Annotated in this window: 28 protein-coding genes; 17 read left to right on the top strand and 11 right to left on the bottom strand. The window is 56.3% G+C overall.

Going from position 1 to position 26,175, the window contains the following annotated elements:
• Positions 1-77: 77 nt before the first annotated feature.
• Positions 78-1,154, bottom strand: a complete 1,077-nt coding sequence (locus tag MPAL_RS02900) for an ATP-binding protein (RefSeq protein ID WP_158303609.1) — start codon at positions 1,152-1,154, stop codon at positions 78-80.
• A gap of 250 nt (positions 1,155-1,404) precedes the next feature.
• Between MPAL_RS02900 and MPAL_RS02895 the strand changes: the two genes are divergently transcribed.
• The 5 genes from MPAL_RS02895 to pheT are packed head-to-tail and all read left to right on the top strand — an operon-like array spanning position 1,405 to position 7,669.
• Positions 1,405-2,190, top strand: a complete 786-nt coding sequence (locus MPAL_RS02895) for an ATP-binding response regulator (protein ID WP_012617264.1) — start codon at positions 1,405-1,407, stop codon at positions 2,188-2,190.
• A gap of 35 nt (positions 2,191-2,225) precedes the next feature.
• A complete protein-coding gene (gene endA / locus MPAL_RS02890; protein WP_012617263.1) occupies positions 2,226-3,272 on the top strand; it encodes a tRNA-intron lyase in 1,047 nt (348 codons plus the stop codon).
• 11 nt (positions 3,273-3,283) lie between these two features.
• Positions 3,284-4,537 (top strand): tryptophan--tRNA ligase, encoded by a 1,254-nt coding sequence (locus MPAL_RS02885; RefSeq protein ID WP_012617262.1) that lies wholly within the window; start codon positions 3,284-3,286, stop codon positions 4,535-4,537.
• A gap of 2 nt (positions 4,538-4,539) precedes the next feature.
• Complete coding sequence (gene pheS / locus MPAL_RS02880; protein WP_012617261.1) at positions 4,540-6,024, top strand: phenylalanine--tRNA ligase subunit alpha; 1,485 nt, start codon at positions 4,540-4,542, stop codon at positions 6,022-6,024.
• 4 nt (positions 6,025-6,028) lie between these two features.
• Positions 6,029-7,669: a phenylalanine--tRNA ligase subunit beta gene (pheT, locus tag MPAL_RS02875; protein WP_012617260.1), complete on the top strand. Its 1,641-nt coding sequence runs from the start codon at positions 6,029-6,031 to the stop codon at positions 7,667-7,669.
• Here pheT and hisF read toward each other — a convergent pair.
• Positions 7,626-8,432, bottom strand: coding sequence for an imidazole glycerol phosphate synthase subunit HisF (gene hisF / locus MPAL_RS02870; protein ID WP_012617259.1), 807 nt, complete (start codon positions 8,430-8,432; stop codon positions 7,626-7,628). The genes pheT and hisF overlap by 44 nt on opposite strands.
• 133 nt (positions 8,433-8,565) lie before the next feature.
• Between hisF and MPAL_RS02865 the strand changes: the two genes are divergently transcribed.
• Positions 8,566-9,798, top strand: coding sequence for an adenosylhomocysteinase (locus MPAL_RS02865; RefSeq protein ID WP_012617258.1), 1,233 nt, complete (start codon positions 8,566-8,568; stop codon positions 9,796-9,798).
• Positions 9,799-9,911: 113 nt separating this feature from the next.
• Positions 9,912-11,342, top strand: coding sequence for an aldehyde dehydrogenase family protein (locus MPAL_RS02860; protein WP_012617257.1), 1,431 nt, complete (start codon positions 9,912-9,914; stop codon positions 11,340-11,342).
• A 522-nt stretch (positions 11,343-11,864) separates the two neighbouring features.
• On the opposite strand, the gene MPAL_RS17430 is transcribed toward MPAL_RS02860, so the two are convergent.
• The 3 genes from MPAL_RS17430 to MPAL_RS02845 form a co-directional block, all read right to left on the bottom strand.
• Entirely contained in the window at positions 11,865-12,083 is a 219-nt protein-coding gene (locus tag MPAL_RS17430) for a transposase (RefSeq protein ID WP_394295853.1), read from the bottom strand.
• Positions 12,084-12,152: 69 nt separating this feature from the next.
• Positions 12,153-12,629: a metal-dependent hydrolase gene (locus MPAL_RS02850; protein ID WP_012617256.1), complete on the bottom strand. Its 477-nt coding sequence runs from the start codon at positions 12,627-12,629 to the stop codon at positions 12,153-12,155.
• A 26-nt stretch (positions 12,630-12,655) separates the two neighbouring features.
• Positions 12,656-13,159, bottom strand: a complete 504-nt coding sequence (locus MPAL_RS02845) for a hypothetical protein (RefSeq protein ID WP_012617255.1) — start codon at positions 13,157-13,159, stop codon at positions 12,656-12,658.
• A gap of 119 nt (positions 13,160-13,278) precedes the next feature.
• On the opposite strand from MPAL_RS02845, the gene MPAL_RS02840 reads away from it, so the two are divergent.
• From MPAL_RS02840 to MPAL_RS02795, 10 genes are all read left to right on the top strand, one after another.
• Positions 13,279-13,668, top strand: coding sequence for a hypothetical protein (locus tag MPAL_RS02840; protein WP_048145099.1), 390 nt, complete (start codon positions 13,279-13,281; stop codon positions 13,666-13,668).
• 576 nt (positions 13,669-14,244) lie between these two features.
• Positions 14,245-15,075 (top strand): nitrogenase iron protein, encoded by an 831-nt coding sequence (nifH, locus tag MPAL_RS02835; RefSeq protein WP_012617253.1) that lies wholly within the window; start codon positions 14,245-14,247, stop codon positions 15,073-15,075.
• A gap of 17 nt (positions 15,076-15,092) precedes the next feature.
• Complete coding sequence (locus MPAL_RS02830; protein WP_012617252.1) at positions 15,093-15,419, top strand: P-II family nitrogen regulator; 327 nt, start codon at positions 15,093-15,095, stop codon at positions 15,417-15,419.
• A gap of 11 nt (positions 15,420-15,430) precedes the next feature.
• Positions 15,431-15,850: a P-II family nitrogen regulator gene (locus tag MPAL_RS02825; RefSeq protein WP_012617251.1), complete on the top strand. Its 420-nt coding sequence runs from the start codon at positions 15,431-15,433 to the stop codon at positions 15,848-15,850.
• 17 nt (positions 15,851-15,867) lie between these two features.
• A complete protein-coding gene (gene nifD / locus MPAL_RS02820; RefSeq protein WP_012617250.1) occupies positions 15,868-17,493 on the top strand; it encodes a nitrogenase molybdenum-iron protein alpha chain in 1,626 nt (541 codons plus the stop codon).
• Positions 17,486-18,853 carry a nitrogenase molybdenum-iron protein subunit beta gene (nifK, locus tag MPAL_RS02815; RefSeq protein WP_012617249.1) on the top strand — a complete coding sequence of 456 codons (1,368 nt, stop codon included), beginning with the start codon at positions 17,486-17,488 and terminating at the stop codon, positions 18,851-18,853. Before nifD ends, nifK begins: the two co-directional genes overlap by 8 nt.
• Before the next feature lie 33 nt (positions 18,854-18,886).
• Entirely contained in the window at positions 18,887-20,275 is a 1,389-nt protein-coding gene (nifE, locus tag MPAL_RS02810; RefSeq protein ID WP_012617248.1) for a nitrogenase iron-molybdenum cofactor biosynthesis protein NifE, read from the top strand.
• A 4-nt stretch (positions 20,276-20,279) separates the two neighbouring features.
• Positions 20,280-21,650 carry a nitrogenase component 1 gene (locus MPAL_RS02805; protein WP_012617247.1) on the top strand — a complete coding sequence of 457 codons (1,371 nt, stop codon included), beginning with the start codon at positions 20,280-20,282 and terminating at the stop codon, positions 21,648-21,650.
• Position 21,651: 1 nt separating this feature from the next.
• Entirely contained in the window at positions 21,652-21,960 is a 309-nt protein-coding gene (locus MPAL_RS02800; protein WP_012617246.1) for a 2Fe-2S ferredoxin, read from the top strand.
• A 14-nt stretch (positions 21,961-21,974) separates the two neighbouring features.
• A complete protein-coding gene (locus MPAL_RS02795; protein WP_048145604.1) occupies positions 21,975-22,616 on the top strand; it encodes a Fe-only nitrogenase accessory AnfO family protein in 642 nt (213 codons plus the stop codon).
• 153 nt (positions 22,617-22,769) lie between these two features.
• Here the strand turns inward: MPAL_RS02795 and MPAL_RS02790 are convergent, their stop codons facing one another.
• From MPAL_RS02790 to MPAL_RS02765, 6 genes are read right to left on the bottom strand one after another with little or no spacing between them, the layout of a single operon-like run.
• Positions 22,770-23,627, bottom strand: coding sequence for a DNA-3-methyladenine glycosylase family protein (locus MPAL_RS02790; protein WP_012617244.1), 858 nt, complete (start codon positions 23,625-23,627; stop codon positions 22,770-22,772).
• 5 nt (positions 23,628-23,632) lie between these two features.
• Complete coding sequence (locus MPAL_RS02785; RefSeq protein ID WP_012617243.1) at positions 23,633-24,199, bottom strand: HemK2/MTQ2 family protein methyltransferase; 567 nt, start codon at positions 24,197-24,199, stop codon at positions 23,633-23,635.
• Complete coding sequence (gene rsmA / locus MPAL_RS02780; RefSeq protein WP_012617242.1) at positions 24,150-24,938, bottom strand: 16S rRNA (adenine(1518)-N(6)/adenine(1519)-N(6))-dimethyltransferase RsmA; 789 nt, start codon at positions 24,936-24,938, stop codon at positions 24,150-24,152. The genes MPAL_RS02785 and rsmA overlap by 50 nt, the downstream gene beginning before the upstream one ends.
• Positions 24,935-25,495, bottom strand: a complete 561-nt coding sequence (locus tag MPAL_RS02775; RefSeq protein ID WP_012617241.1) for a DUF655 domain-containing protein — start codon at positions 25,493-25,495, stop codon at positions 24,935-24,937. The genes rsmA and MPAL_RS02775 overlap by 4 nt, the downstream gene beginning before the upstream one ends.
• A 10-nt stretch (positions 25,496-25,505) precedes the next feature.
• On the bottom strand, positions 25,506-25,856 hold the full coding sequence (locus MPAL_RS02770; RefSeq protein WP_012617240.1) for an RNA polymerase Rpb4 family protein: 351 nt from the start codon (positions 25,854-25,856) through the stop codon (positions 25,506-25,508).
• A 27-nt stretch (positions 25,857-25,883) separates the two neighbouring features.
• Positions 25,884-26,174 (bottom strand): 50S ribosomal protein L21e, encoded by a 291-nt coding sequence (locus tag MPAL_RS02765; RefSeq protein WP_012617239.1) that lies wholly within the window; start codon positions 26,172-26,174, stop codon positions 25,884-25,886.
• Between the last annotated feature and the right edge of the window lies 1 nt (position 26,175).

The raw sequence follows: 26,175 nt of genomic DNA, 5'->3' as shown, positions 1-26,175 counted from the left end.
TTACCATAGCCACAGAGCCGGACCCAGGGGAGGTTTCATCGAACCAACTCGTAATCTCACGAATATGACTGCCAGATCTAAAGATCAACGACCCAATCTGAACCAGATACTTCCTGGCCAGTGAGGATCCGATATGCGCCGGCCGGCACGACTATCTCAAAATGGGCCCCCCTGTCCGGATCCCCGGTCTCCCGTAGAGTAATCCCGGTCACCGCCAGAATTTCACGATCAAGGAAGAGGCCATATCCCCGCACCTTATCAAAATTTTCACCAAATATTCGCTCTTTTTCGTATTCAGGGATCCCATCTCCATCATCAGTATAGATGATACAGAGATGATCCCCGTGCTCTTCTGTCCAGAGTTCAACCAGATTCCCTCCCCGCTGGTAGGTATCGGTGAGGAGCGTAGAGATCACCCTTACCAAGAGTGAGTCTGCAAGGAGACGAACCGCGTCCCCCCTTACCGTAACAGTGGGGACACAGGAGGTGGAGTTCTTGAGCGCAGCAGCGACCACCTTGTCGAGTTGCTGCCAGGATGGGAGGACTGTGCCATGGGACCGAATCTCACGCGTGAACTCGATCAGTTGCTGAATCTGCCGCGCCCCAAGGCTTGCCCGGGCCAGATCCCCCTGCACTTCGGGGTCGGTGACCGATTCGCCTGCAAGATTGAGATACCCGAGCACAATCGTCAGTTCGTTCATAATGTCATGCCTGACCACCCGGTTGGCCTGTTGGAGATTGGCATTGGCAGAGAGCAAACGCTCAATAGCAGATCGTTGAGCGCTGATATCGGTCAAAGTCTCGATCCCCCCTATCACCGCCCCCGAACGATCCGTCACCACAGCAGTCTTCGCGAGCACCAGGCCACCGGCCCCCCCCCTGAGACAGGGCAGATGAACTTCTGCTGATACAGCCCCCGGATCCAGTTCCAGGATGGCATACGGGATCAGATCAGGAGGGGTCCGGGATGGAAGTATCAGGTCGACAAGAGGGGGACGTTCGTCCCCATAGAAGAGGATTCCGCACGCCGTCCCATCCATCCCCACCATATCATCACGGGAAACACCCGAGAGCGTTTCGAGCCGTCGATTCCAACCGATGATACGACCAGAACGCTCCACCACAAACCCGGGGTCTGGTAACTGATCTATCATGCTGCAGAGGAGAGACAGAATATCTTCAGACGAGGGGAGAAGGGATGACATGGAATCAATCTGTAATATCTGATAGTTGGGAGACTGAATACTCATATCTTTCGATGGATCGGTCGAACGGACAGAAGATAGAGCCCACTCTTGGTTTCATTCTCCCAGGAGAAAACCGCAGGGTTATAATAATTACAGAAACTGATATATATTGGGGAAAGAGCGCAAGCAACTGCTATCCCTCTGCCGCTCTGTATTCATGACAAAACTGAAAAAAATCCTGATCGTCGAGGATGATGAGATCATTGCGAGCCTGATCGAACGGATGCTTCAGAAGAAGGACTACACCATCGTGGCCAAGGTCACGAGCGGTGAAGAGGCACTGAATCAGACCGCAGATCTCGGGCCCGATCTGGTGCTGATGGACATCACCCTCAAGGGGGTCATCGATGGGATCTATGCAGCCCGATATATCAACACCATCTTCAATATCCCGGTCGTATTCCTGACTGGCAGTTATGACGACGAAACGATCGAACGGGCAAAGATTGCCGAACCGATGGGATTCATTAGCAAGCCGTTCAATGACAGAGATCTCTACTCAAATATTGAGATCGCACTGTATAACCACACGATGCGGAAGAGAGTGCTGAATCTCAAGGATGGCGGGGTGAAGAGTGTGATGGCCGCACTCGATGCGATCATTATGACAGATATGAGAGGCAGGATCTTCTTCATGAATCCGTACGCAGAGCAGTTGATCAATGTCAGTTACCGACAGGCCATCATGCACTCGATCAACAAACTTTTCTTTCTGATTGATATCAGGACCGGGCAGCCGATCGAGGACCCTATCTATGAAGTGGTGAAGGAGAGCATGGTGATCGGGATCGAGAACAATCTGGCTATGATCACCAACGACAAGAAGAAGCGCCATATCACCCTCTCAGCACGGCCGATCCGGGATACCCGGGACGATGTGATCGCAGTCTATGTGAAGATCCATACCCGCACCCAGACCGAGCGAAAACTGTTCACCACCTGAATCACAGGCGCGGGATCCCAGGATGGCAACCGCATGTGCACCATTTTAAAACCTGCCCCTCCAATAAGTTCCTTGTGAAGGGGAGCGTCGACGGGACCTCGGTGAGGCTCGGGATGGATGGGCTTGTGCTCTATGAGCAGAGTGGCTATGGAAGGCCGGAGAAGGACGGGCTGCGGCTGGCCCCTCAGGAGGCGCTGTACCTGGTCTACCGGTCCAAGATCACCATTGAAGGATATGATCTGGAGAGCCTGATCTCATACTTCTGTGAACAGGAGTTGTTCTTCCGAAGTTTCATCGTCTACCGGGACCTCCGCGAACGGGGGTACGTGGTCCAGACCGGGCCCCATGATTTCCGGGTCTTCCGGCGGGGGCAGCGGCCCGGTGTCGGTACCTCGCAGTACATGGTCAGAGTTCTTTCAGAACGGGACCTGATCGACTTCGAGGTGCTGATCAGCGAGGCGGCAGCCTCAATCAATATGCGCAAACAGCATGTGCTGGCCGTTGTCGACGACGAAGGGGAACTGACCTACTACGAGATCAAACTCCAGCCCCTGCAGAAGGACCAACCTGAGCCCACCCTTGAACCAGTGGATGGTCTCCTCACCGGCAGATCGGTGCTGATCCCGGGGGCGGCCGGCTCAGTGTTCGAAGCGGCCGGTTACGGGAAACGGTTCGATGATCAGAGACTGATGCTCTCGCTGGTCGAGGCGGGCTATCTGCAGAAGAGGGAAATTCTAACCGTGCATCATAGAGATCAGATCCTCTCTCCTGGAGAGTATACCGAACTCTTCAAAGCAGACGATGCCGAGGCCACCGAGAAGGCTGCGGTGTATGACCAGATCCGGGACCTTGGATATATCCCTCGGACCGGGTACAAGTTCGGCCACCACTTCAGGGTCTATGTCTGTGGCATGTCCCATTCAGATCTGCTGATCCATGCGATCGCCAGAGGTACAGCACTGCCGATGAGTGTGATATCCCGTTCGGTCAGGCTCGCCCACAGTGTCAAAAAGAAGATGTTGTTTGGATGTGTACATACTACCGGAATTCAGTACATCGAATTCGGACGAATCAAGTTATGAGCGTACCATCCATGCAGCCATCCATCAACCCCTGGTCGAGCGGCCAGTCCATCGATACGAAAAAACTGTTTGAAGAGTTCGGGATCGAACCAATCGGTCCGGTCCTCGGGGACCTCCCGGAAATCCCGACCTTTATGCGCCGGGGTGTCGTGATCGGTCACCGGGACTATGGACAGATCGCCACGGCGATCAGAGAAAAGAGACCGTTTCATGTGCTGACTGGGTTCATGCCCTCAGGCCACCCGCATCTCGGCCACCTGATGGTGATGAAAGAGGTTGTCTGGCACATCCGGCAGGGTGGCCAGGGGACGATCACCATCGCAGACTGCGAGGCCCATGCCGTCCGGGGGCTCTCCTGGGAGGACTGTGACAAGTACGGACGCGAATACCTGCAATGCCTCTATGCGCTCGGGTTTGAGGGACGGACCTACTTCCAGTCACGAAACGAGGTGCTCAAGAACCTAGCCTTTGAGGCGGCAACCCGGGTAAACTTCTCGGACCTCTCGGCGATCTATGGCTTCGGCTCCGAGACCGCCCTGGCCCATGCGATGAGTGTGATCAACCAGGTCGCCGACATCCTCGATCCACAGGTCGAAGGGGTGCCGGCCCCAACCGTGGTCCCGGTCGGGATCGACCAGGATCCGCATATCAGACTGACACGGGACGTGGCCCGCAAACTGAGATTCTTCACCGTCGAGGACCGGGGGGATCATGTCAGTGTCAGGTCCAAGAATGCCCCGGCCGCCGCCCTTGAGGCCGTGCATCGGACGTATAAAGGATCCAAAAAGTACGAAGGGCATGTCGATATCAGAGGAGTCCCACTCGAAGAGGTGAAGGAGCGGACCCGAGCGGTGGAGATCGAACACGGTGGTTTCGGGTTCTTCACCCCGTCAGCCACCTATCACCAGTTCATGCCGGGGCTGCAGGGTGGGAAGATGTCCTCATCAGTTCCGGAGAGTATCATTGGATTCCATGAACCGGAAGCGGCCGTGAAGAAGAAGGTGATGGGGGCAGTGACCGGGGGTCGACCTACTCTTGAGGAACAGAAGGCAATGGGTGGGGAGGCTGATCGCTGCCCGGTCTATCTCCTCAACCTCTTCCATCTGATCGAAGATGACCGGGAACTGCAGGAACTCAGGGACAGGTGCTGTGGGGGGGAACTGACCTGCGGGGCGTGCAAGAAGGAGACCTTTGCACGGGTCAGCGAATTCCTGCATGACTTTTCAGAACGGATGGATGCAGTCGAGCATCTGGTAGAGGTATAACCATGGAGAAAGAACCATCAGCAGATAAGAGAGGGCCGACAGGAGTCACCCAGAATGAGAAGAGGCTTCTGGCCGTGCTGGCCGGCCACCTGGACAGGACCGCCGAATCGGTGGCCGAGGAGATGCAGACCGCGACCGACGCGGTGATCCAGTGGGCTCACCTGGCAGAGGAGAACGGGTTTGCAACGATGACCAGGACGGTCACCCACACCTATGTACTGAACGAAGAGGGAGAGGTCTATGCCCGTGCTGGGCTGCCGGAACGGCAGTTGCTGAACAGTTTCGAGGGTTCGATCGAGATGGCGACCCTCAAACAGCACCCGCTCTCAAAGATCGGGATCGGCTGGATGCGGAAGAAGGGCTGGGTCACCATCAGGGACGGTTTGATCAGCAGGAACGGGGACGCACCCGAGGGGATCGATGAACTGGCCCTGAAGGGGCCACTAACCGAGGGTGAAGGATTGAACGCCCTGATCCGGCGCGGATTGATCGTCGATCATGAGTCGGCCGTCACGACGATGAGGCTGACCCCAGCCGGCGAGGCACTAGTCAACGAGGGGCTCGATCTCCGGGAGGAGACCGGGCAGATCACTCACGAGCACCTGCTGACCGGGGAGTGGGAGCACCTGAACCTGCGGCGGTACCGAATCGACCGGCTGCCCCGGCGGGCCGTCCCGGGGAAGATCCACCCCTACCAGCGCCTGATCAACGAGATGCGCCAGATCCTGCTGGAGATGGGGTTCACCGAGATCAGTGGGGAACTGGTCCAGAGTGCCTTCTGGAACTTCGACGCCCTCTTCCAGCCTCAGGACCACCCGGCGAGGGAGATGCAGGACACCTTCTACCTCGCCGAAGAGACAGACCTACCCGAGGGGTACGAACGGGTCAAGGCGATGCACGAGCATGGCGGCGACACCACCTCGAGCGGCTGGGGCGGCGTATGGTCGGGGAAAAAGGCGGAACAGTGCGTCCTCCGGACGCACACCACTGGTCTCTCGATCCAGTACCTGGCCACCCATCCGGAACCCCCGGTCAGAGCCTTCTGTATCAGCAGGGTCTACCGCCGCGAGGCGATCGACCCGACGCACACCCCAGAGTTCGAACAGCTCGAAGGGGTCGTGATGGACAAGGAAGTCACCTTCTCGCACCTGCTCGGTTTCTTAAAAGAGTTCTACCTGAAGATGGGCTTCGCCGATGTCCGGTTCCGGCCGGCGTACTTCCCGTACACCGAGCCGAGCGTCGAGCCCGAGGTTTATGTCGACGGCCTCGGCTGGGTGGAGATCGGCGGGGCCGGGATCTTCCGCCAGGAGGTGACCGACCCCTGGGGCGTGAAGACACCAGTGCTCGCATGGGGACTCGGCGTCTCAAGGGTTGCGATGCTGAAATTGGGGCTTAAAGATCTCCGTATGCTCTACCGGAGCGACATCGACTGGATCCGGGACGCCCCGATCCTCCCTGCGGACACCCAATCGTCCACGAGGCGGTGACCAGATGACAATTATCACCCTACCCTACACCTACCTGACAACTCTCATCGGCACGGACAAGGAGACGATCCTTGACAGGCTGCCGATGATCGGGTCAGATATCGAACGGATCGAGGACGACCATGCAGACGTCGAGTTCTTCCCGGACCGACCGGACCTCTTCTCCACAGAAGGGGTCGCCAGGGCGATGAGGGGGTTCCTCGGGATCGAGACCGGGTCGGTCACCTACGAAGTGAAGCCATCAGGGGTCTCGTTCACCATCGACCCGGCCCTCAAAGAGATCCGGCCGTTCCTCGGTTCGGCCGTGATCAGAGGGCTCTCCCTCTCGGAGGAGGCGATCCAGAGCCTGATGGGACTTCAGGAGGCGCTCCACTGGGCCATCGGACGCGGCAGAAAGAAGATGGCTATCGGGCTCCATGACCTGGACAAGATCACTCCGCCCTTTCGGTACTGCGCTGCAGAGAAGAGTAGGTCCTTCGTGCCACTCGACTTCACCGAACCGATGACGATGGAGCAGATGCTCGACGAGCATCCCAAGGGGCGGGCCTATGCCCATCTGGTCAGGGAGCACCCGCGCTATCCGCTGATCGTCGACGCCGAGGACCGGGTCTGCTCGTTCCCACCGATCATCAACGGGGATCTCACAAGGGTCACCACCGAGACGAAGAACATCCTGCTCGACACCACCGGCACCGACCAGCGGGCTGTCGAGGTGACCGTGAAGATCGTCTGCGCCGCCCTCGTCGAGGCCGGCGGGACGGTGGAGAGCGTGACGATCGACGGTGTGGAGTCCCCAGACCTGTCGCCATCAGTCAGGACCGTCTCGGTGGATGAGGGGAATAAACTGCTCGGCCTCTCACTGACCGCCCCGGAGATGGCCACCCTGCTTGAGAAGATGCGTTTTAAAGCGACACCGGACGGGACAGACCGAATCAGAGTCGAGGTCCCCTGCTATCGGGCTGACATCATGCACGACTGGGACATCTTTGAGGATGTCGCAGTCGCGTACGGGTATGAGAACTTCGATGCGACCCTGCCGGAGACGTCGACGATCGGCGAGCAGAGCCAGGTCTCAGTGATCGGGGGCGCCGTCAGGGAGATCCTGACCGGGCTCGGCTACCACGAGGTGATGCCGTTCACTCTGACCAGCGAGACGGTGACCTACGACCTGATGCAGCGCGAGCGGTCGCCGACCGCCCTCCACCTGCTCCACCCGATCACCGAGGACCAGACGATCGTCAGGACTGACCTGCTGCCGCTGCTCCTCGAACTGCTCCAGATGAATAGGTACCGGGAACTGCCCCAGAGAATCTTCTGCACTGGTGATGTCGTCGAGGGGATCAGTACCCACCAGAAAGCGGCTGCCGTCTCCTGCCACGGGGCTGCAGACTTCAGCGAGGCCTACGCAGCTGCGGACGCGCTCTGCAGAGATCTCAACCTCCCCTATACCACAGCAGAGTCAACAGACCCTGCCTTCATCGACGGAAGAAGAGGGGATATCATCGTCGACGGGACCACAGTCGGGGTCTTTGGGGAGATCAGCCCGAGGGTGATCCTCGGGTTCGAACTCGACCACCCGATTGCAGCCGTTGAACTGGACCTCAGAGCCGTACGGGCACACCGCGACCAGCGAGATAGGTCTTGACGTCCCGAACCGTGAACTCACCATAATGAAAGACACTGGCCGCCAGGCAGGCATCCGCCTTGCCTGCGGTCACCCCATCATAAAAGTCTGCGAGGGTTCCGACCCCGCCGCTGGCGATCACCGGAATCGAAACCGCATCTGAGACGGCGGCCGTGATGGCCAGGTCGAACCCGTTCTTCGTACCGTCGGTCTCCATGCTGGTCAGCAGGATCTCGCCGGCGCCCCGCTCTTCTGCATCCTGTACCCACCTGACCGCATCGATCCCTGTCGGGGTCGAACCGCCGTAGATCACCACCTCGTACCAGCAGGTGGTACCGTCGGGGAGATGGATCACTGTAGCGTCGGGGTTCGCTGCGGTGGACCGCCGGACGTCCACGGCGACGACGATACACTGATTACCGAACCGGACGGCCCCGTCGCTGATCAGAGAGGGATCCTTGATCGCGCTGGTGTTAATGCTGACTTTGTCGGCGCCGGCCCGGAGGAGCTGCTGGATGTCATCGATCGTCCTGATCCCACCGCCGACCGTCAGCGGAAGGAAGAGCTGGTCTGCAGCCCGGCTGATCACTGAGAGGATAGCACCCCGCTGCTCCTTCGAGGCGGTGATATCCAGAAAGACCACTTCGTCAGCCCCTTGTTCGTTGTAGCGTTCGGCCAGTTCAACCGGGTCGCCGGCATCCCTGAGGTCGACAAAGTGTGTTCCTTTCACCACTCTCCCGTCCTTGAGATCGAGGCAGGGGATGATCCGTTTGGTCAGAACCATATATACAGGTGAGAGGGCGGCCATATCAGAGTTATGGATTAAGTAATTATACCGCTAATCTATCAGGAGATGACTCCATCCCCTGCAGGACCAGAGATGGCTATTTACAGGTGATTCGAGTCGGGATATCAGCATGGAGAAGGATACAGGGACTTTGAAGATCGAATGGGCAGGGCAGTTCATGCCGGTCCTCTCGCGCATCAGGGAACAGTTTGTAAAAGAGCAGCCTCTTCACGGAGTCACCATCGGGATGGCCCTGCATGTCGAAGCCAAGACCGCCAACCTGGTTATGACCCTGGCCGCGGGCGGTGCAGAGGTCTATATCACCGGCTGCAACCCGCTCAGCACCCAGGATGATGTCGCCCAGGCGTTAAACAGGGTGCCGCATGTCCACTGTTTTGCAGAGCGGGGATGCTCGGTCGAGGAGTACTACGCAGCGATCGACAAGGTCCTCGATGCAAAGCCGTCCGTCACCATCGACGACGGGATGGATCTGATCCACTACATCCATACCAAGCGGCGAGAACTGCTCAGCACGGTGATCGGCGGGTGCGAGGAGACCACCACCGGGATCCACCGGTTACATGCGATGGCCGCGGAAGGAAAACTTGAGTTCCCGGTGGTCGCCGTCAATGACACCCCGATGAAGCATCATTTCGACAATGTCCATGGGACCGGCGAGAGTGTTCTCTCTGCTGTGATGATCACCACCAACGTATTGATCGCCGGCAAGTACCTGGTCGTGGCAGGCTACGGGTTCTGCGGACGCGGGCTTGCACGCAAGGCGCACGGTCTCGGTGCGAAGGTGATCGTCACCGAGGTCGACCCGAGGAAGGCGCTCGAAGCGCATATGGATGGATTTTTGGTGATGTCGATGGCGGAGGCCGCACGTCTCGGGGATATCTTCGTCACCGTCTCAGGGAACGCACATGTGATCAACAGCACTCACTTCAGCCAGTTGAAAGATGGGGCGATTCTCGCCAATGCCGGCCACTTCAACGTGGAGATCGATATCGACTGGCTCGAAGCGCATGCATCGGGAAAGGAGAGCCGTGATGGGATCGACACCTACCTGCTGGATGGAAAGCGGATCCATATCCTTGCAGAGGGCAGGCTCGTAAACCTTGCGACACCGAAGGGGATGGGCCATCCGGCTGAAGTGATGGATCTCTCATTCGCCCTTCAGGCGCTCTGTGCACGTTACATCACCGAACACGGGAAAGAACTCTCCGGCGGAGTCTACGAGGTGCCAGAGGCGATCGATGTGCAGGTCGCCGACCAGAAACTGGCCTCACTCGGGATCACGATCGATACACTCAGCGATGAACAGAAGACCTACCTCTCAAACTGGGACGCCGGTACCTGAACCAACAGAGTACAAAAACTAAAAATCCCCGGTCATCGGGGAACTAGATCTCTTTTAGACCGGCACATTTCTAAAGATCAGCGGAACAGTAGATTACATTTCGGGTGATCTGCATGAAGATGGTGATCAATGGGGAGTGGGTCGGCTCGCTCTCAGACAGAACGTATACGGTAAAGAATCCAGCGAATGGCGAGGCGGTCGGCCCAGCCCCGCTCGGAGTTCGGGATGATGTGAAGCGGGCGGCCGATGCCGCAGAGGAGGCGCTCTCCCGATGGGGGGGCACCTCCTCCCACCATCGGGGGCAGATCCTCACCAGGGCTGCAGCCAGGATCCGGGAACAGGCCGAGGAGATCGCGATAATTCTGACGGCGGAGCAGGGAAAACCGCAGCGTGAGGCAATTGATGAGATCCGGGGTACAGCCAGGGTCTTTGAATACTATGCCGGCCTCTCGTCCAATCTCACGGCCACGGTTCAGCATCTTGAGGACGGGTCCGAAGCGACGGTAATGCGGGAGCCGATCGGGGTCTGTGGGGCGATCATCCCCTGGAACATGCCGGCGCTGTTGATGGCCTGGAAGGTCGGTCCGGCTCTTCTGACCGGGAACACCGTCGTACTCAAGCCGGCCACTGCAACCCCGCTAACCCCCCTGATGCTGGCTGCGGCTCTGCACGATGTCGGGCTTCCCAACGGCGTTCTGAACGTGGTGACCGGTTCAGGCGACGAGGTAGGGGAGGAGATCGTCCGTTCCAAACAAATTCAGAAGGTCTCGTTCACCGGCTCGACCCAGACCGGCAAGCGGATCATGACACTGGCGGCCCATGACCTCAAGAGGTTGACCCTCGAACTTGGGGGGAGTGATCCAATGATCGTTTGTGGGGATGCTGATATCCCTAAGGCCGTCGCCGGAGCCGTCGCCGGCAGGTTCTATAATGCCGGACAGATCTGCACCGCGGTGAAACGCCTCTATGTCGTCGACTCGGTCGCCGACCAGGTGATCGAACAGATTACCGAGAAGGTCGGCCAGATCACCATCGGTGACGGAATGAAGCCTGAGGTGAAGATGGGACCGCTCTCCAGCCTGCAAGGGCGGGAGTCAATCCGCTCGGTCGTCAGGCAGGTGGTCGACCGGGAGGAAGGTCGAGTGATCGCCGGAGGGGAACTACCACAGGGGGATGAGTACATCCGGGGGAACTTCTATACCCCGACGCTGGTGACTGATGTCGTCCCGGATTCGATCCTGCTTCGAGAGGAGATCTTTGGACCGGTACTCCCGATTGTTCGGGTGAAGGATCTGAACGAAGCGATTACTGCCGCCAACAGCACACGCTACGGGCTGGGTGCTTCGATCTGGACCAGTGACCTAAAGACGATTCGGACTGCAGTCAGCGGGCTGAAGGCCGGTATTATCTGGGTGAACCAGCACCTGAAGATCCCACCGGAGGTGCCCTTCGGAGGCGTGAAGGAGAGTGGGGTCGGTCGGGAGAACGGTCTGCAGTCTCTGGATGCCTACACCGAGGCGAAGACGGTGCTGGTCAGACTCTGACCTGGCCTGCCATTTCTTCATCTAATTTCAGGAATTCTCTTTTCATTATCACAAACGACAGATTTGATATAGTGGCATATGAACAATCTTGGTGAACTCCAGATCCGGAATAGCAGTGGATATGATAGCGAGTAGTGGAGAGAGATGAAATTCAATGGATGTTATTATTGTTTGTCATACAGCGTTCGGTTCAGTTATTGGGGATATAATCTCATAGGATGATAATTCCATCGAGGTCGATAGAGGAGTTCCTATTCTGGTCGCCATCACTGAAGGAATGAGGTCTGAGGTCACCTTTGCCGTGATGCCCGAGGTGGTATCACACTTCGTCCCTGCATCCTGGCACGAAATGGGCTGCAGATCCATCCTGGAAGGGAACCACTTCTCAATCAAGGATAAACACAATACACGAGTGATGATTACCTTTGAGAGCACCGCAACCAGCAGAAGGAATCCTCTATCCTCAAATTAGATGGATTATAACTTAAGGGTTTACAAAAAACTCAGAATAATCTACTGAGCTCAGCCCAAAAGTCTCCATAGTATCAGTATGCAGGCGATGATGACCAGTCCTCGAAATGATTCCTCGAGCTGCTCATATCTGGATGAAATCTTCCTGAATGCCTTGACCCAGCTAAAGAACCGTTCAACTGCTCCTTGAGAACGATAGATCATAGGATCGAATCGATATGATCGTCCCCTTTTGGGTCGTCTACGATTTCTCCGATTGACTGGGATCATCATCAATTTCGATGGATGCCATACGGAGACCCTAGGGGACAATTAGAGATGATAATTTCGGGAAGACCGCTACCGATTACGTCGGACATAGAAGAATATAACCAGCAGGGAGATGAATCCCATCACCCACTCAGGGGGTGAGGAGATCTCACGAATGAATCCATTCAGAAAATAGTCAGAAACAATACCCACGGTAGGATAAGGACCAAGAAACGGATATAGCCAGTTTATCGGCTGCAGCCACATCAGATCCAGGAGCTGGTGTGAGAGGACCCCAACCCCCATCGCCACAAGGTCAGCACGACCAGTCCAATACAGGAGCAGAGCCCCTATTAGAAACAACAGACCCAGGAAAAGAAGACCATGAGTATAGATCCGTCCACCACCATCAACGATCGTCCCGAGAATCAGATAACCAAGTGGTTTGTCAACCAAGTCGGGAAGCACTGCGCCGAAGGCGCAGGGGAGGAGGAGATGGCGTCCGCTGAATCGACTGAGCAGATATCCGAGGAGCACCCCGATAAAGAGATGAATGAAAAAAAACATGGAGATAGATAAACCATCAGATCATTTCAAACAGCCGGCACGTTATGTGTGTAGGATGGGATCACCGATTGATCTGTTGCGGTCTCGATAAATCCATCAGGGAACCGAGTCGTGGTGATTGATGGAGAGATATCTGGATTTATAAAACCTACAAACCAGGTGTTCTGCAGATAGGAGTCTGCCCGTTCAAAGTCGATCTTTGGGGTGATATACTGCATACCCTGCCCCCCAGGACTGGTCTCTGCATATGAATCGAGGCTGATCACAGCCTCGTCCACAGATACAGAACGGACTTCTACACCCCTCGAACTAAATGGAGAGAGCGCTGCAGCAAGTTCAGTGGACGGATCGATAAGATGGAGATAGACAGCAGTCATCTCAATAGGCGTCAGGTGATAACCAAGGGTAACCACAGCACCACCTGACTGACCCACGGATATATCAAGTGATGTCGTCTCAAATGCAGCTGCCGGCGATACAACCAGCACCGCTGCAACAAGACCGATCATCAGCATCATGCTTTTCTTCATGGGTATCATCAAACATTTGGGGAGGAGATATGATAAAGGTTCCCGGCTCACCTGATCAAATAGGAATAGCATATGAGAAGGGCGTGTATGAAAGTTTGCAGTACGTGGGAGATGGGTAAGTGAGTGAACAGACGATGCAGGAATTCGCAGAGACATGCGCAGACCAGAACAGTACAGATGAACTGTTAGAAGGGCTCGAACCTCTCTCCGATGGATCATTTCGGTATCTTATGAATGAGGCTAGTTTGCTCGACTGTATCGAGTGGGATCTGACACCTCGCGAGTGGGTGGGGGGGCTCAACCTTGCAGTGCTCAGGCAGTTGACCGGAACCTATGCCGACTGGAAATCGGCAGAGGTGATTGCACGGGCACTGGCCAGGTTTGGAATTGAGATCGATGGCGAAGAAGCAAAGGATAGTACCTACACCCTGATCGTTACCAGGGGGATGAAGGTGCTGAGAAAGATGGCAGAAGCAGTTCCCACGGTGGACGTCCAACAGGAGAACTGATCGCGTGGGGCTGGTCCTGCACAGATGCTTTCCCTTTTTTAAGAGTCCAATTCACGTTCGTCTCTGAATCTACTTCAACGGTAGAATTGGACTTAATCTAACAATAAACTGATAAATTATGGAAATTAGCCGATCGGTAATAGTAATATTTAAATAATAAAGAAAGAAGAGTTGTTCCAATATTAATTTATATTAAAAGGTAGTATCTATATTCATACCACGAAGGTGGGAACCGAGGTGAGGCAATTACGAAGTTACAGATAGAGCAGTATTGGAGATCTCCGGCAGCGGAACCAGACCAGTCCCAGAGGCCGGCGTAACCAGGCTTCCGGGCGGACAGACCCTGGCCACAGTGCCGAATTCAGAAGAGAGCCATAGGGCTCTCCTGATATCAGGTGCATTAGATCCGTGGTCCCGAACCGGGAGTGGGATATGATCAGGCGCGGCACCATCACCGCACCATAAACCAAGAGATCTGCACCAGAAAAATAGGTGGAGAGCTGACACCGAGACCGATAGGTCTGAAAAAAATCAAGAGAACGACGAAGATCCAATAGGTGAAATGAGGAGATTATTATGAAAAGACAGGTAGCAATCTACGGAAAAGGCGGAATCGGAAAGTCGACAACAACCCAGAACACTGTCGCGGCACTGGCTGAACAGGGGAAGAAGATCATGGTGGTTGGATGCGACCCCAAAGCCGACTCCACCAGACTTCTGCTCCACGGACTCTGTCAGAAGACAGTGCTGGACACCCTGCGGGACGAAGGAGACGATATCGAACTGGACGAGATCCTCAAACCGGGATATCGGGACACCCTCTGTGTTGAATCAGGAGGCCCGGAGCCTGGCGTTGGATGTGCCGGCCGTGGTATCATCACGTCGATCAACCTGCTGGAGTCACTCGGGGCATATACCGACGACCTGGACTATGTCTTCTACGATGTGCTTGGGGATGTCGTCTGCGGGGGGTTCGCGATGCCAATCAGGGAAGGAAAGGCAGAGGAGATCTATATCGTCGCCTCCGGGGAGTTGATGGCGCTGTATGCGGCCAACAACATCGCCAAGGGGATCCATAAGTACGCCGTATCAGGCAAGGTCAGGCTGGGAGGAATCATCTGCAACAGCCGACAGGTCGACAATGAGTATCCCCTCCTCAAGGCATTTGCCGAGGAACTTGGATCCCAGTTGATCTACTTTGTCCCACGGGACAATCTGGTGCAGCGGGCTGAGATCAATAAGAAGACGGTGATCGACTTCGAACCGGAGTCCAACCAAGCTGAGGAATACAGGCAGCTGGCCAAGGCCATTGATGAGAACAGGATGTTTGTCATCCCGAAACCGATGACACAGGACCGGCTGGAAGAACTGATGATGCAGCATGGATTCATGGATGCACTTGTGTAAGGTGAGGTGAACAGAGCATGTTACTGATCAGAGCGATCGTAAGGCCCGAAAAGAAGGACGAGGTGCTGGGGGAGTTATCATCTGCGGGATTCCATGCCGCGACCGTAGTGGATGTCGTGGGTCGTGGTAAGCAGAAAGGGATCAAGATCGGTGGGATCGTCTATGACGAGATCCCAAAGACCATGATCCTGATGGCCATTCCAGATGAAGAGAAGGACCAGGTCATCAACGTGATCCTAAAGACGGCCAAGACCAGTGACAAGGGAGCATATGGGGATGGCAAGATCTTCATCAGCCCCGTCGAAGAGGTCTACACGATATCAAAAGGCAGTCAGGGGTTGTAGGGGGGACTGCAATGAAAGAGATTATGGCCATAGTGCGGATGAAGAAGACTGGCGTCACCAAGAGAGCTCTGGTAGAGACGGGGGTCGCCGGTTTCACCGCCCTCAAGGTACTCGGACGAGGCAAACTGGTCGAGGACACTGCGGTGATCGAACCGTGCAAGGAGAAACTGCTGGCCATGGCCATCGACGATATCAATGAAGTGGAGGAAGCAGAGCAGGAGGTCACCAGTTTTCTGGACGACTCCCGGTTCTTCCCCCGCCGTCTCTTCACCATCCTGGCCCATGATGAGGATGTACCCAGGATCGTCGAGGCCATCACGAAGGTCAATATAACTGAACGAAAGGTGGGCGACGGGATCATCCTGGTGCTGCCTGTGGACGATGCGGTACGTGTCCGGACCGGTGAATCGGGTGACGCGGCCATCTGGTAAACGAGGAGTGAATGATAATGTCAATAACTGAAGAACAACTGGAGGAGATGCTCAGTCGTTACCCGGACAAGGTCAAAAAGAACCGGAAGAAGCATCTCATCCTGAAGAACTCAGCCGAGGCCTGTCAGCAGATCGAGGCGAACACCCGGACGATCCCGGGCATCATCTCCCAGCGTGGTTGTGCCTATGCCGGCTGCAAAGGTGTGGTCGTCGGACCGATCAAGGACATGGTACATATCGTCCATGGTCCAGTCGGCTGCTCATATTACGCCTGGGGAACCCGGCGAAACAAAGCACGGGCTGATGACACGACTCCTCCAGAGAAGGTCTTCACTCCCCTCTGCTTCACCACCGATATGCAGGAGAGCGACATCGTCTTCGGCGGGGACAAGAAACTGGCCAAGATGATCGACCAGGTTGTCGAGATCTTCCATCCACGGGCGGTCTCGATCTGCGCCACCTGTCCAGTCGGTCTGATCGGTGATGATATCAATGCAGTGGCGAAGGCCGCTGAAGAGCGGCACGGGATCCAGGTCCTCTCGTTCAACTGCGAAGGGTATAAAGGGGTCAGCCAGTCGGCAGGACACCATATAGCGAACAACAATCTGATGGAGCATGTGATCGGAAAGGGAACCGCCGAAAAGAACCCGGACGATTATGTGATCAACATCCTCGGGGAGTACAACATCGGAGGGGATGGATGGGAACTGGAACGGATCCTAAAGGATATCGGCTACACCCTGAACTGCATCATGACAGGGGACGCCAGTTATGAGAAGATCCGGAATCTGCACATTGCCGACCTGAATCTGGTTCAGTGCCACCGTTCGATCAACTACATCGCCGAGATGATGGAGACCAAGTATGGTATCCCATGGCTGAAGGTCAACTTCATCGGGGTCACCGCCACCATGGCCTCGCTCCGCGAGATCGCCCAGTGCTTCAATGATGAAAAACTGATCGAACGAACCGAGATGGTGATCGCCAGGGAACTGGCTCGGGTGACCCCCGCATTGGAACAGTACCGGAAGATCTGCCAGGGAAAGACTGCATTCATCTTTGTCGGAGGGTCCAGGAGTCACCATTACCAGGCCCTTCTCCGAGACCTGGGTATGGACGTGGTGGTCGCAGGTTACGAGTTTGCCCACCGCGATGACTATGAGGGACGGCAAGTGATCCCAACCATCAAGAGCGACGCCGACTCCAAGAACATTCCGGAACTCCATCCAACCCCAGACGAGGAGTTATACCAGGAGGCACATGTCCACCTGAAGATGTCAAAGGAGAAGTACGACGAACTATCCAGCAGGATTGCCTTCAACAGTTACCAGGGGATGATCCCTGAGATGAAGGACGGAGAGGTGATCCTGGATGACGCCAACCATCACGAGGTCGAAGAACTGATCAGGATGATAAAACCGGATCTCTTCTTCTCAGGAGTCAGGGACAAGTATATCGTTCACAAGATGGGTGTCCCGGCGAAACAGATGCACTCGTATGACTACAGCGGCCCTTATGCCGGCTTCAACGGTTCCCTGATCTTCGCCGAGGACGTGGCGAACGCGCTGGTGACCCCGGCCTGGAAACTGGTAACGGCACCATGGGAAGACCAAAACAGATCAAGGAGTGATAGCAATGCTTGAATGTATCCCAAAAGAACCGGTGGAGCACACGATAGGAAAGATCAATCCAGCCAAGACCTGTCAGCCACTCGGAGCCATGTATGCCTCCTTGGGTATACACGGCTGCCTGCCCCACAGCCATGGCTCGCAGGGATGCTGCGCCTATCACCGGATGCATCTCACCCGCCACTTCCGTGAACCGGTGCTGGCCTCGTCCAGTTCCTTCACCGAAGGAGCTTCGGTCTTCGGTGGTGCGGCCAACCTCAAGACATCGATCAAGAATGTCTTTGAGATCTACAACCCCGACATCATGGCCGTCCACACCACCTGCCTTTCAGAGACGATCGGAGACGATATCCCCAACATCATCAAACAGGCTGAGGTTCCTGAAGGGAAGGTCGTCATCCATGCCAACACACCCAGTTATGTGGGGTCCCATGTCACTGGGTTCTCAAACATGTGCAAGGCGATCGTCTCATACCTGGCAGAATCAAGTGGGACTGAGAAGAAGGAGCAGGTGAACATCCTGCCAGGATTCGTCAATCCCGGTGACATGCGAGAGATCAAACGGATCGTCGGAGATCTCGGTGTCCCGCTGATCATGTATCCGGACACCACCGGGGTGCTCGATTCACCGCTGACGAACAGGTATACGATGTACGCGGATGGAGGAGCAACCATCGAATCAATCCGGGATTCAGGGAACTCTAAGTTGACCCTGGCACTCGGGTCCTGGTCCTCTGACGCAGCGGGCAACCTCCTCCAGGAGAAATGCAGCGTTCCCGGTGTCCCCCTGAAGGTACCGATCGGTATCAAGGCGACCGACGACCTGATCATGGCTATAAAGGATGGGTTCGGCGTGGATGTCCCCCAGTCCCTGACCATCGAACGGGGGCAGGTAGTCGACACCCTCATCGACACCAACTTCCACTATCAGGGAAAGAAGGTTGCTGTATTCGGGGATCCAGACATCGTGATCCCTCTGACCGAATTCCTGTTAACGATGGGCATGATCCCGGTCCACGTGCTGACTGGCACCCCCGGGAAACGGTTCGAGAAGGAGATCAGAGAGATGCTTGAAGAAGCCGGCATCACAGAGAGCCATGTCAAGGCCGAAGGCGATCTCTTCGAACTGCACCAGTGGATCAAAGACGAACCGGTGGACCTGCTGATCGGGACCACCTACGGCAAATATATTGCACGGGCCGAGGACATCCCCCTGGTCAGGGTCGGTTTCCCGATCCTCGATCGGGCAGTGCAGCCCCTGATGCCGATCGTCGGCTACCGGGGTGCCCTGCGGCTGATCGAGATGATCAGCAACGCGCTCCTCGAACGGCGGGATCGCGACTGCCTGGACGAGGACTACGAACTGGTATTATAAACAAAAAATACTCGAATCGGAGGATGATGACATATGGAAGAGACAGGCGTACTGGACGTTGGGTCTGGTGCATGTATCGATGAACGGCAGCGATCGATCATAACCACCGGGAGAAATAAGAGCAGTATCCACTGCTCTGACGATAGCATGGCCGGCTCAGTCAGCCAGCGGGCCTGCGTCTTCTGTGGAGCACGGGTGGTACTGAACCCGGTAACGGACGCGATTCACCTGGTCCACGGTCCGATCGGCTGTGCCACGTACACTATGGACATCCGGGGGAGCCTCTCCAGCGGGTCAGAACTGTATCGAAACAGTTTCTCCACCGATCTCAAAGAGAAGGATGTCGTCTTTGGCGGAGAGAAGAAACTCGCCGCCTGCATCGATGAGGTCGTTACCAAGTATCATCCTCCGGCAGTGTTCGTGTACTCGACCTGCGTGGTTGGGATGATCGGCGACGATATCATCGCTGTCTGCAAGGCTGCCTCAGCGCGGCACCAGATCGATGTGATCCCGGTGGAGTCCACCGGGTTCATGTCTGGGAACAAGGTGATCGGCTACCGGGCAGCGGCTGAAGCACTGCTGAAACTGATCACCCCCAAAGAAGGGGAGACCGTCCAGATGACCAGGAAGCTGAACTTCCTTGGAGAATACAATCTGGGCGGGGAGAAATGGCTCGTCGAACGCTATCTCAGAGAGATCGGGATCGAGATCAACGTGGCCTTCACCGGGGACTCTACAGTGGCCGCCCTGAAGCAGGCACCAGGGGCATGCCTGAATATTGTGCAGTGCACCGGGTCCATGCACTGGGTGGCTCAGAACCTGGAACGGACATTCGGTACCCCTTATATCGATGTGAACTTCTTCGGCGCAGAGAATACGGCAGAGAGCCTGCGAAAGATCGCCGAATTCTATGAGGACGAGGAGATCATGCGCAGGACCGAGGTCCTGATCGATCGGGAGATGAAGAATATCCAGCCAGCGATCCAGAAGTATCGGGAGAAACTGACCGGAAAACGTGCGGCCATCTATGTGGGCGGCGCCTTCAAAGCGGTGGCCATCATCCGCCAGTTGCAGGAACTGGGGATGGAGGTGGTCTTCACCGGGACGCAGACCGGCAAACAGGAGGAGTACGACCGGATCCGTGATATGGTAGACGAAGGGACGGTCATCATCGACGACGCCAATCCGGCAGAGCTTGAGAAGTTCCTGCTGGAGAAGGAGGTCGACATGATGGCTGGCGGTGTGAAGGAACGGGTACTCGCCTTTAAACTGGGGATCGGCTTCGTCGATCACAACCATGACCGGAAGGAATGCCTGGCCGGCTTCGAAGGAGCCGTCCGGTTCGCGAGAGAGGTATACATCACCACCTGCTCCCCAGTCTGGAAGCACCTGAAACAGACTCCCCCTTGTAAGGAGGACTGAACCAATGAGTGAAACACGGGTACGACAGGTGAACGAGAACCAGTGCCAGATGTGTATGCCCCTCGGGGGCGTCGTCGCCTTCAAGGGGATCGAAGGGGCGATGGTGCTGGTGCACGGTTCCCAGGGATGCAGCACCTACATGCGGCTCGCAAATGTCGAACATTACAACGAACCGATCGATGTGGCGTCATCAGCTCTCAACGAGAAACAGACCATCTACGGCGGGGAGAAGAACCTGAAGAAGGCACTGGACAACGTGATCAGGGTTTATGAGCCGAAGGTGCTCGGGATCGTCACCTCCTGCCTCGCAGAGACGATGGGAGAGGACCTCACGCGGATGATCGAGTCCTACACCAGGGAACGGAGTACCGAGGGGATAGACATCATCCCGGTGGCCACACCGAGTTATGCGGGGAGCCACACCGAGGGATTCTGGGCGGCGACAAGAGACCTCATCGCCTACTTTGCCAGACCGACCGAACCGCACCAGCGGATCAATGTGATCATCCCCCATATCAGCCCGGCGGATATTCGTGAGATCAAGCGGATCTTCGATCTGATGGGGCTTGAGTACATGCTGATCCCCGACTACTCCATGACCCTGGACCGCCCCTTTGGGGGACGGTACCAGAAGATCCCGCCAGGCGGCACCAGCACCGCCGACATCGCAGCGATGCCCGGGGCACGGGCTACCGTCCAGTTCGGGCTGACCTGCCCGGACGACCTGTCGCCGGGGCTGTACCTGCAGAAGCAGTTCGGCGTCCCGCTGATCACCCTGCCGTTACCGATTGGCCTCCAGAACACCGACCGGCTGATGGAGACCCTGCAGAGACTGAGCGGCCGGCCGCTGCCCGAAACCCTGGCCCTGGAGCGGGGATGGCTCCTCGATGGGATGGCGGACTCCCACAAGTACAATGCAGAAGGACGCCCGGTCATCTATGGTGAGCCTGAACTGGTCAACGCCTGTGTCAGCCTTTGCCTGGAGAACGGAGCCATTCCAGCAGTCATCGCCAGCGGAACCAGGAACAGCCGGCTGGAGGAGGTGCTCACACCCCAACTGGCAGATGCTGATGAAGCGCCGGTGCTCCTTGAGGAGGCCGACATCGCCGCCATTTCAGAGGCAGCCTGCACGACGAAGGCAAATATCGCCATCGGCCATTCAGGGGGACGGTCCCTGACCGAACGACAGGGGATCCCCATCGTCAGGGTGGGATTTCCCATACATGACCGGGTTGGAGGTCAGCGGCTTCTCTCCGCTGGATATGCGGGGACACTGGCATTCCTCGACCGGTTCACCAACACGCTGCTGGAGGCAAAGTACAGTTCCTATCGGCAGCAGCGAAAAGACGAGATGATCACCAGAGGAGGTATCTGATATGCAAAAACCAGTCCACCATATATTTATCTGTACGAGTTCCCGACCCACCGGCCAGCAGAAGGGGTTCTGCCACAACAAGGAGGGGGTCGATGTCATGATGAGGTTCATGGAGGAGATCGAGGATCGCGAACTCGGAAACGAGGTCTTCATCACCAACACCGGTTGTTTCGGAATCTGTGAGAAGGGACCGATCGTTGTGGTGTATCCCGACAACATCTGGTACGGATCGGTGACCCCCGACGATGTGGGAGAGATCCTCGATGAGCACATCGAGGGGGGCACCGTGGTCGATCGCCTGGTGATATGATGGGGGATGAAACGATGAGAGTTCACGAGATTGCAACGATGCTGGGGGCGGACGATCGGACCATTACCCTGGGAGAGCCAGGAAGAGTCGTGGTCTTTCACCGCAGGCTGGGGATCTGGGAGGTGGACCGGGAGATGGGATTCACCCCAGACCAGTGCAAAAGTCTGCGGGAGATGCGCCAGATGACGGCCGAACTCATCCTGTTCCTTCAGGAATGCCGGATCTTCGTTGCGCAATCCGCCAGCGGGGCACTCTTCTTCGAACTGGAGAAGGCCCGGTGCCATGTCTGGGAGATCACCGGAACCACCGATGAGTTCCTGAATTATGTCTGGGAAGAGGAGGAGGAAGAACTGGCTGAAGCGGATAAGCCGGCACTGGAATCGGGAGTGCCGACCCCGGTCGAACTGATACCAGGCCACTTCAGCATCTCGATCAAGGATATCCAGGTAAAGACACCGGAGATCACCAGTAAGCAGGTCCTGTTACAGTTCATCCGCCAGAGAGAGTTCGCCTCTCTGGAGATCATCTGCGACCATGTCCCTCCCTGGATCGAACTCGAGGCCGATCAGAGAGGATTCACCATCGAGCGTGAGCAACTTGGAAAGAACGAGGTCCGGGCACGGTTGATCAGGGGCCAGGCAGGTGGTTGCTGCTGATCAGGGATGAACACACACTATTCCAACCAAACACCTCTGGATGGCGCACGCACCGCTATCAATGCAATCGACAGGTCACATGTGAACAGGGATGCCGGCAGTGCGTGAGCCCATCCCATTTCTGTTTTTAAAACCATTCAAAATTAAAATCCATCAGGGGATCTGGGCTGCTCCCATCCGGGCTCCGTAGAGGTATTCCTGGGCATAGCCGGCATATTCACCAAAATATTCCCAGGCAAACCGCCGAATCCGCTCGTATTCTTTGGGGGTGAACGATCCCTCTGCAGCAGTTTCAGGGTAGAACTGCTGCATGATTCGCCGGATCCAGACATCGACCGGGAACGCCTCGTACCGCGAAAAACCAAAGAGGAGGACACAGTCGGCTGCCTTAGGTCCGATACCAGGAAGCCTGGTCAGTACCTGTCGTGCCTCCTCGAATGGTTGAGCCCGGACCCGTCCCTCCCATCCCCCCTCAGCAGCGAGCTGGCACGCCGTCGTGGCGAGATACCCTTTCCGGTACCCCAGTCTACAATGGTCGAGTGGTTCGGCACAGGTTTCGTTGAAGACGGATGGTACAGGAAAGGCGAACTGGTCAGTGCCGGGGATCCGTTCCCCCAGGCTCTCGGCGAGGAGACGGACCCGTTTCTTCACCATTGGAATGTTGGTATTGGTCGCGCAGAGGTAGGAGAGGAGGCACTCCCAGGAGGGCTGCCTGAGGATCCGAAGGCCAGCACACTCCTCAATCGCCGCATGGATGAACGGATCTCGATCGATCGTCTCCAGCACATGTGCGAGATCCATGTCCAGGGCGAAGTACTCGATCAGGCGTTCTTCACTGGTTCCGGTGAAGGTCAGCGACCGATCTTCCTGGCGGACCCGGATCACCTCATCCCCGACGACCCCTTCCCACCATCCGGCTTCGTCCTGCTCCCACCGGAAGGCCTGCCCGCACCCCAGCGTCAGCGAGAGAGAGAAAGACTGATCAGACGACAGGTTCAGCGTGTGCGCCATGCCGTTCAGGCTCTCCTGATACAGAGTACAGAGAGGAGTTCATCACAGACCTGCTCATCTGCAGCCCGGATGATCTGGAATCCAAGCCCCGTGAAGATAGCCGCAACCTCATCATAACCGGTCAATGATGAGATCAACAGAAGAATCCGTCCCTCCGGCGCGAGCACCCGACCGACCTCTGCTGCAAAACGTGCGATCACATCCCGACCGGTCAGGCCTCCATCGAGAGCGTACTCAAGCCAGTCATCGATCCGTTCCTCCGGCAGGGTCGGCAGGTAGGGAGGGTTGAAGAGGATCAGGTCAAACGGCCCCCTGAATCCCGCACAGAGATCTGATCTGACCACCTCCACACCACGAGCTTTCGCTGCCATCACCGCATGAGGGTTGATGTCCAACCCGACGACAGTGCAACAATCCTTCAATGCAGCGGCTACATAGCCACTGCCGGTCCCAACCTCGAGAACTCGATCGTCGGGCATCGCAGTGCTGCAGGCTACCCTACAGAGGAGGAGCGTATCCGCCTCAGGTTGATAGACCTGATCGTTCAGAAACAAGGTTTGCGATCGTTGCATAATCTTCAAGGTACAGTGTCTGGGGCCTGGCCCCCAGGATCTCCTCAGGGAGGGCCTCGATCACCCCAGCGATCGCCGGTTTTCCATAGATCCCGATCCCACCCTTCAGACCGTTTCTGACCGTCTTCCTCCGCTGAGAGAAGAGGATCCTGACCACGGCAGCATAGACTGACCTGTCTGTGATTGGAAAGATCGGGCCGTATGGTCTGATCCTGACCACCATCGAGTCGACCGCAGGGGGTGGGTTGAAGCTGAACGGCGAAAGGGTGAAACACTCCTCGACCAGGGCATAGGTCTGCACCATTACCGAAAGACGCCCGCAACCCGAGGTGCCCACCGGAGCTGCCATCCGTGCAGCAAACTCCCGCTGGTACATGAGCACGGCTGACGAGAAGTCGGTATCGAGCAGACGAAAGGTGATCGGGGACGATATAGAATAGGGAAGGTTCGCCACCATCACCTCAAAAGGAGGAAACGGGCACCTGGCCGCATCCCCCTCGATCAGGGTGAGAAATCCAGACCGGATCTCATCGACGAAGCGGTCAGTGAGGTGGGCGATCAATGTTCGGTCCACCTCGATCGCACTGACCGTAGCCCCTGCATCGAGCAGGGCCCGGGTCAACACACCCTCTCCGGGACCGATCTCAAGGACAGACTTCCCATCAACGCCGGCACATTCGATGATCCGATCGATCGCTCTCTGATCGACCAGAAAATGCTGATCCCGTGGAGCTTTCATTTCGACGTGAAGATATGGTATTTCACATCAGGATCTTCGATCTCTTCGAGGATCCGATTCTTGATCATGATCTCCGGATGGGGAATCCCTTTGATCCGCTGCGAAATATCAGCAAAACTTTCAAACGGCTTCTTCCCTCGGGCATCCAGGATCTCCCACATCAGCTTCTTGCCGATGCCGGGGAGCAGGTGAAGCATATGTAACTTCGAACTGATCGGAACGGACGTGTTGAAGAACTTGACATAGATCTGTTCGTTCTCGAGCACCAGTTTCTCGACGACAAACGGAAGTTCAAGCTTCGCTACCTGAGATAGATCCTGATAAAAAATACGGCGTTTCACCCGTTCGATCTTCTCGCGCTCGCCGTCACCGATGTAGATGCGCTCATGGATGTTGATCTCCACCTTCTTGGGCACCAGTTCGAGCAGTTTGAACTGCTCGGTACCGACGGCCATCACCAATGGCTCACGCTTGAACCCTGACCGGTGATCGTCCGGACTTCCTTTGAGGAGGACGTCCAGCACTACTGCGTTAAGCTCCTTCTTATCGACCTTCATGTGACTCACCTCAGAAGTGGGTCATAACCAGGTCAATGATCTCGTCCAGTTCTTCCCCGGTCAGGGTATAGCGTTCCTTTGCATAGATGGCCCGGAGTTCGTCACGCGATTTAGGCATGATATTGGCGATACGATACGCAATATCAGGTTTCATCTTCTCAAGCGCCAGCAGGGATTCCACCAACGCCCGTGACTGTTCCGGACTGGTCTTTGCAAGGTGATTGGCATGCTCAATGCTTCTGCGAAGCTCATACGACATTTCCTGTTCTGCCCCAAGACGCTGCGCTTCCACTCGACCAAGGGTATCCCTGACTTCCGGAAGCGTAACCTTCTCTTCGCTGATGATGCCTTTTACCTTCATGCCAAACACCTGATTGATGGGAGACTTTTATTTTTGAGCTTTTAGATGTTGCGGTCTTGCAATCACAATCTTCTCCATGTTGCCATCGAAGATCGTGAGCATCCAGGCCCTTCCGCGCTGGCCGATCACCTTACCGGTCTTTCCATGGAACCGGCGGTGGGGCATCCCCTTCTGGATGCTTGGCTCACAGACGATGTGTACACTCTGTCCAATCTCGAAGTGCTGAATCAGGGATGTCACTGGGACGATACCGCGCTTGCGGAGATCCTTCTTGAACTTATACCGTGTCTTCTTTCGTGGGCCGTTATGATGTGCCATG

This window comes from Methanosphaerula palustris E1-9c (genome assembly GCF_000021965.1).
In the GTDB taxonomy this organism is placed as follows: domain Archaea; phylum Halobacteriota; class Methanomicrobia; order Methanomicrobiales; family Methanospirillaceae; genus Methanosphaerula; species Methanosphaerula palustris.
This window is presented reverse-complemented; position numbering and strand designations above follow the sequence as displayed.